The organism is Citrobacter sp. S46_ASV_140, from assembly GCF_018919545.1.
Taxonomy (GTDB): Bacteria; Pseudomonadota; Gammaproteobacteria; order Enterobacterales; family Enterobacteriaceae; genus Citrobacter; species Citrobacter braakii.
In genome coordinates this window covers 1-6,384 of record NZ_JAHLRC010000163.1, presented here as the reverse complement: position 1 = coordinate 6,384, position 6,384 = coordinate 1, and the positions used below count along the sequence as shown (strand labels likewise).

General features: G+C 50.2%; 9 protein-coding genes. 3 read left to right on the top strand and 6 right to left on the bottom strand.

From position 1 onward, the window contains the following. Window positions 1–373: 373 nt before the first annotated feature. Window positions 374–928: a gamma carbonic anhydrase family protein gene (locus KQJ19_RS21640; protein WP_046274602.1), complete on the top strand. Its 555-nt coding sequence runs from the start codon at window positions 374–376 to the stop codon at window positions 926–928. Here the strand turns inward: KQJ19_RS21640 and KQJ19_RS21635 are convergent. The 6 genes from KQJ19_RS21635 to dprA are packed head-to-tail and all read right to left on the bottom strand — an operon-like array spanning window position 904 to window position 4,696. Then, window positions 904–1,161 (bottom strand): DUF1488 domain-containing protein, encoded by a 258-nt coding sequence (locus KQJ19_RS21635; protein ID WP_101701259.1) that lies wholly within the window; start codon window positions 1,159–1,161, stop codon window positions 904–906. The two genes, KQJ19_RS21640 and KQJ19_RS21635, sit on opposite strands and share 25 nt — an antisense overlap. Continuing rightward, on the bottom strand, window positions 1,158–1,979 hold the full coding sequence (aroE, locus tag KQJ19_RS21630; protein ID WP_216404117.1) for a shikimate dehydrogenase: 822 nt from the start codon (window positions 1,977–1,979) through the stop codon (window positions 1,158–1,160). The genes KQJ19_RS21635 and aroE overlap by 4 nt, the downstream gene beginning before the upstream one ends. Window position 1,980: 1 nt before the next feature. Then, complete coding sequence (tsaC, locus tag KQJ19_RS21625) at window positions 1,981–2,553, bottom strand: L-threonylcarbamoyladenylate synthase type 1 TsaC (protein WP_047408256.1); 573 nt, start codon at window positions 2,551–2,553, stop codon at window positions 1,981–1,983. 4 nt (window positions 2,554–2,557) lie between these two features. Beyond that, the gene (locus KQJ19_RS21620; protein ID WP_016154737.1) at window positions 2,558–3,100 is read right to left on the bottom strand and encodes a type I DNA topoisomerase; all 543 of its coding nucleotides are present in this window, start codon (window positions 3,098–3,100) and stop codon (window positions 2,558–2,560) included. Window positions 3,101–3,126: 26 nt separating this feature from the next. Further along, window positions 3,127–3,600, bottom strand: a complete 474-nt coding sequence (gene smg, locus KQJ19_RS21615; RefSeq protein WP_003031162.1) for a DUF494 family protein Smg — start codon at window positions 3,598–3,600, stop codon at window positions 3,127–3,129. Further along, a complete protein-coding gene (gene dprA / locus KQJ19_RS21610; RefSeq protein ID WP_047358918.1) occupies window positions 3,572–4,696 on the bottom strand; it encodes a DNA-protecting protein DprA in 1,125 nt (374 codons plus the stop codon). Before dprA ends, smg begins: the two co-directional genes overlap by 29 nt. A 129-nt stretch (window positions 4,697–4,825) precedes the next feature. Between dprA and def the strand changes: the two genes are divergently transcribed. Together def and fmt are read left to right on the top strand one after the other, a co-directional pair. Then, window positions 4,826–5,335: a peptide deformylase gene (gene def, locus KQJ19_RS21605; RefSeq protein ID WP_049281752.1), complete on the top strand. Its 510-nt coding sequence runs from the start codon at window positions 4,826–4,828 to the stop codon at window positions 5,333–5,335. 14 nt (window positions 5,336–5,349) lie between these two features. Then, window positions 5,350–6,297, top strand: a complete 948-nt coding sequence (gene fmt / locus KQJ19_RS21600) for a methionyl-tRNA formyltransferase (RefSeq protein WP_200047536.1) — start codon at window positions 5,350–5,352, stop codon at window positions 6,295–6,297. The last annotated feature ends 87 nt before the right edge of the window (window positions 6,298–6,384 follow it).

The following is a 6,384-nucleotide window of genomic DNA, read 5'->3' as shown; positions in this document are numbered from 1 at the left end:
CTTCGAGTGCCCACACAGATTGTCTGATAAATTGTTAAAGAGCAGTTGCGACGCGCTTTAGCGCTCTGTCGCGAGGTGGCGTATATTACGCTTTCCTCTTTCAGAGTCAACCCTCATTTTCAGGTTTTTCTCTTCAACCGAACCGGCTGTTTGCGTGAAGTGATTCACATCCGCCGTGTCGATGGAGGCGCATTATAGGGATCCCATTTTTTAGCACAAGTATTTTTTGGATCTTTTTTGCTGAGTGCTTGTTTTTCACCCCTTTCGCTATATTCCTGCGCAATTTGGCTGATTTTTGATAGCTAAATCACTTGCACAGTCTCGATAATCCAACCAAAGTCTTCATTACTGCTCTATTTTTGTTGAGGTAAACATGTCTGATGTATTACGTCCTTATAAGGATCTTTTCCCACAGATCGGAAAACGCGTGATGATCGACACCAGTAGCGTCGTCATTGGTGATACTCGTTTGGCTGATGACGTCGGGATTTGGCCGCTGGTTGCGATTCGTGGCGACGTCAACTATGTACAAATCGGCGCCCGTACAAACATTCAGGACGGCAGCGTTCTCCATGTCACACATAAATCCACATCTAATCCGCAAGGTAATCCATTGATCGTGGGTGAGGATGTGACGGTCGGTCATAAAGTCATGCTACACGGCTGCATCATTGGCAACCGCGTATTGGTCGGTATGGGATCAATTTTACTGGACGGCGTAGTGGTAGAAGACGACGTTATGATTGGGGCAGGAAGCCTGGTGCCGCAAAACAAACGCCTGGAGAGTGGATATCTGTACCTGGGTAGTCCGGTTAAACAGATCCGGCCATTAAGTGACGAAGAGAAAGCAGGCTTAAAATACTCTGCTAACAACTACGTTAAATGGAAAGATGAGTATTTAAATCAGAGTAACCAAACCCAACCCTGAGAGTTTTCCTGCTGGTCCTGGATCAATGCTTCGGCCTCTTCTTCCAGGTCCCAGCGATGCTGTTGAAAGGTTTCCAGCCATTGTTCAGGCGTGCAGCCGCCAAAGCGGGACGCCAACGTCTCCCCTGATATAGCGCATGTTAACTGCATACCATGGACCAACGCCGGGAAAACAACGGCGCTAATATCCGTCCGCCATTCTTCTCGATCGGGAAACTGGATCGCCTGATTCATGCCGACATTTCCTGTTGCATGCTTTTGATGACGGGCTCAATCTGTGGCAATACACCATGCCAGAGTAAAACGGCGTGCGCTGCTTGTCCCACCAGCATCCCCAGACCATCGGCATACTGTTTCGCCCCATGTTCAGCACACCAGGAAAGGAACGGTGTATTCCCATGCTGATAAAACATGTCATAGCAATAGACAGAGGAGTGAATAAGCGATGTCGGAATGGCTGGTACCTCACCGCTAATTCCGCTGGATGTCGCATTAATAATTAAATCAAAACTGTAATTATCAAGCTCGTCCATTCCCACCGCCTGCACACTGCCGGTATGGGAGAAGATTTGTGCCAGTTCTTCTGCGCGCGAAGCAGTACGGTTAACGATGGTTACCGCACAATCCAGAGAAAGAAGAGGTAATAAAACCCCACGGGATGCGCCACCGGCACCAATCAACAGAACTCGTGATCCGGGGCGAATGAAAGATAAACGTTCAAGATCGCTTAATAAGCCGATACCATCCGTGTTATCTCCCAGTAAACGCCCATCCTCAAGTCGTTTAAGAGTGTTGACCGCTCCAGCAAGCGATGCCCGCTCCGTTAATTCATCGGCACGCGCAAACGCCTCTTCTTTAAAAGGCACAGTGACATTTGCCCCCTTCCCACCCTCAGCAAAAAAGGCATTCAGCGTATTCACAAAATCATTGATAGGCGCCAGTACACGTCCATAGGAATGATCAATTTTCAACTGCTCTGCAAATTGCTGATGAATAAAGGGCGATTTACTGTGCGCTATCGGATTACCAAAAACAGCATAGGCTTCTTTCATATTACCCCTGTCGAAACTGTTCACCGGTCAGAGCATCACGGATCTCCGAAGGATTCAAACGCCCTCCGGTCTCCCCTTCAACTACGGGAAAGTCTGTACCAAACTGCGCGCGGACTTCCTCTACCGTTCTGCAAGGCGGTAAGCCACTCAAATTAGCACTGGTGGAGACTAACGGTTTGCCATAAGCCTGGCACAATGCAACCACCAGCGGATGATCGGTGACTCGCACGGCCAGCGAGTCAAAACGACCGGTCAACCAACGAGGCGTAGTCACAGGCGCAGGGAAAACGAAGGTGACAGGACCAGGCCAGCGAGCGAACACAGCCTCACGTTGAGCATCAGTAAGCGTGCTATCGTCAATATAGGGCTTGAGCTGGTCAAAATTTGCCGCAATCAAAATTAAGCCTTTATCGACTGGGCGTTGTTTTAGCTCCAACAGACGGGTAACAGCCGTTTCGCTGTCGGGATCGCAGCCGACACCAAATACAGCTTCTGTTGGATAGGCGATGACTTTTTCTTGTTTCAGAACCGCTATCGCAGCAGCGATAGGGCCTGTGGGCAGGTTATTATTCACTTTTTTATTCCGCCGAGAACGGCTTTCCACATTGTTTACTGGCACAGAAATGCTTCACACCCTGCGCGGTTTTCTTTTCGATGAGTAGCGGATAATGGCACTCAGGACACTCTCCGGCTAACGGTTTGAAGTTAATGACAAACTGGCACTCCGGATAGCGATCGCAGGAGTAAAACGTTTTGCCATAACGGGAACGCCGCTGAACCAGGTGGCCAGTCTGGCATTGAGGACAGACTATTGCTGTTTCATCTGGCTTGTCGATAAGTTCGGTGTGTTCACACGTTGGATAATCGCTGCATCCAATAAACATCCCGAATCTTCCCTGTCTCAGCACCAGCTCGGCGCCACATGCAGGACAAAGCTTACCCTCCAGAACTTTGACAATATGTCCGTCCGCGGAAGATTTCAGCGGACGGATGTAATCGCATTCTGGATAGTGTGAACAACCGAGAAACGGACCGTGTTTCCCGGAACGAATAACCAGTTCAGCCCCGCATTGTGGGCAGGGCTCGTTTTTACGCACCGTAAACAGTGCTGATTTAGCCATAACAACTCATACTGAATGAAGATTGATTAATGCAGCATACCTTCATTCACTTCAAAGAGTAATTCTTCCATTTGCTGATAGGCATTTTCACAACCTGGAATATTGAAAAGCACCATCAGGATCACCCACTTCAGGTCTTCCAGATCGAACTCTGCCGTATCCAGCGCGAGTACGCGCTCAATGACCATTTCTCGTGTTTCGAGGTTTAGCACCTGAATCTGTTCCAGGAATAGCAGGAACCCTCTACAGCTTGCATCCAGTCGATCGCACTCTTCTGCGGTATAAATACGTATAGAAAGAGGATCAGATGCCAGCTGCATAGGTTCGGCAAGACCATCCTGATAATCAGCAAGCTTTTCCAGCCAAAGTAACGCGTTGTAGATGTCTTCACGATCAAAACCAGCGTCGGTAAGATCCCGTTCCAGTTTGTCCTGATCCACACGCAGCTCAGCTTCGTTATGGATATATGTCTCAAACAAATACATTAGTACGTCGAACATGGCATGCCCTCCTCAATCGGACATAGCCGCCGGGTACAGCTGCGATCCATCCTGCTAACTCCAGTTCGAGCAGTTGAGCCACTACCTCTGGCACAGGTTGGCCGGCACGTTCAGCGACGACGTCAACAGGTGTTACCTCATCTCCTACGTTAGCCAGGAGCTCCGGAAATGGCAATGCCACCTCTTCGTGATCTGGCGAATAAATTGATTTTTCAGGTTCATCTGGCAACCATTGCAGCCCATATTGCAAATTTTCCAGAATTTCTTCTGGGGCCGTCACAAGCGTGGCTCCCTGCTGAATAAGCCAATGTGGACCTTCACTTCCCGGACTTCCAATCGGTCCAGGCAACGCAAAAACCTCCCGCCCTTGTTCCAGTGCACAACGCGCAGTGACCAGTGACCCGCTACGCTGAGCAGCTTCTACAACCAGGACTCCTTTACTTAGACCACTAATAATGCGATTTCGTCGGGGAAAATTGCGCGGCAAAGGAAGCGTATCTAATGGGAACTCAGACACCAGTGCGCCTCCAGCCTCAATCAGTCGTTTAGCCAGACTGACATGCTGTCGTGGATGAATGGTCTCAAGCCCATTTCCCAGCACCGCAATACTCGTGCCCTCTCGGTTTATCGCAGCATTGTGCGCCACACCATCAATCCCCCGGGCCAGGCCGCTGGTGATCGTCACGCCGCATGCTGCAAGCTTTTCACAAAACAGCCGCCCCCAGCGTTCGCCATACCAGGAGTGCTGTCGGCTACCGACGACGGCAACCTGAAACGAGCTAAGGCATATGGGATTTCCTGCCACAAAAAGCACCCCAGGATAATCCTCAATTGCACGGAGCTGTGCCGGATAATGCTCGCTGTCGGCAACCACAAAATGATGGTTGGGCTGTTCAAGCCAGCGCAGCGTTTTTTCCAGCGTCTGATCTGGAAAGGTTAAAAAGCGCCGGGCCTGGCGGGGGGAGAGCCCAGCATGATGAAGTACCACGTTGTTAATACACGGCTGAGTATTGAGCCAGTGGGCAACGCGCACCATCTCATCACCATACAGTTCATTCACTTGTGCTAAACGTAGCCAAATTTCGATTTTGGTCATCCCTGTTCCCCTGCCACAAGCAGTCCTGGCAATCTTTGCGATTGGTCACTGATGCTGTCAATCAGAGGGGGTTTTGTCTAGAATAGAGGTAATAATCTTTTCAACTCCTGAACACAACTCTGGATAACTATGTCAGTTTTGCAAGTGTTACATATTCCGGACGAGCGCCTTCGCAAAGTCGCAAAACCGGTCGAAGAAGTGAATGCAGAAATTCAGCGTATCGTTGATGATATGTTCGAAACGATGTACGCCGAAGAAGGTATCGGTCTGGCAGCAACTCAGGTCGATATTCATCAGCGCATCATTGTTATTGATGTCTCTGAAAATCGCGACGAGCAGTTGGTACTCATTAACCCAGAGCTGCTGGAAAAAGACGGCGAAACAGGTATTGAAGAAGGCTGCCTGTCTATTCCCGAACAGCGTGCGTTAGTACCGCGCGCAGAGAAAGTAAAAATTCGTGCGCTCGATCGCAACGGCAAAGCTTTTGAACTGGAAGCCGATGGCCTGCTGGCTATCTGCATTCAACATGAAATGGATCACCTGGTCGGTAAACTGTTTATCGATTATCTGTCTCCGTTGAAGCAACAACGCATTCGTCAGAAAGTTGAAAAACTCGACCGCCTGAACGCCCGAGCTTAAGGACAAGAATCAACGTGTCAGACTCACTACGTATTATTTTTGCGGGTACACCTGACTTTGCAGCGCGTCATCTCGACGCGCTGTTGTCTTCTGGACATAACGTCGTTGGCGTGTTTACCCAACCGGACCGCCCGGCGGGACGCGGTAAAAAGCTGATGCCCAGCCCGGTAAAAGTGCTGGCGGAAGAAAAAGGGATACCGGTTTTCCAACCCGTCTCTCTTCGTCCTCAGGAAAACCAGCAGCTGGTTGCTGATTTACGCGCAGACGTGATGGTAGTGGTAGCATATGGCCTGATACTGCCAAAAGCCGTACTGGAAATGCCGCGTCTGGGTTGTATCAACGTTCACGGTTCCCTGCTTCCACGCTGGCGTGGCGCAGCCCCAATCCAGCGCTCACTGTGGGCAGGCGACGCCGAAACTGGTGTGACCATCATGCAGATGGATGTTGGCCTCGACACCGGTGATATGTTGCTTAAGCTGTCCTGCCCGATAACTGCAGAAGATACCAGCGGTTCGTTATACGATAAGCTGGCAGATTTAGGGCCTCAGGGGCTGATTGAAACGCTAAAACAGCTGGCGGCTAGCACCATAAAACCCGTTGTACAAGATGAATCACTGGTTACGCATGCAGAAAAACTCAGCAAAGAAGAGGCCCGTATCGACTGGTCGCTTTCAGCCGCTCAGTTGGAACGCTGCATCCGCGCCTTTAACCCGTGGCCAATGAGCTGGCTTGAAATCGACGGCCAGCCAGTGAAAGTCTGGCAAGCTACGGTTATTACAGCGAACACACAGGCCGCACCAGGCACTATTCTTGAGGCGACAAAACAGGGTATCCAGGTCGCAACGGGCGACGGCATCCTGAATCTCGTCTCTTTGCAACCTGCCGGTAAAAAAGCCATGAGCGCGCAGGATCTGCTTAATTCGCGCCGGGAATGGTTTGTACCCGGTAACCGTCTGGTATGACGGTTCATCTCTTTAAGCCCGGTATCTCCGGGCATTTTTATTTTTGCGCTTATGAAAAAACATCTTAATTTACGCAGTATGGCGGCC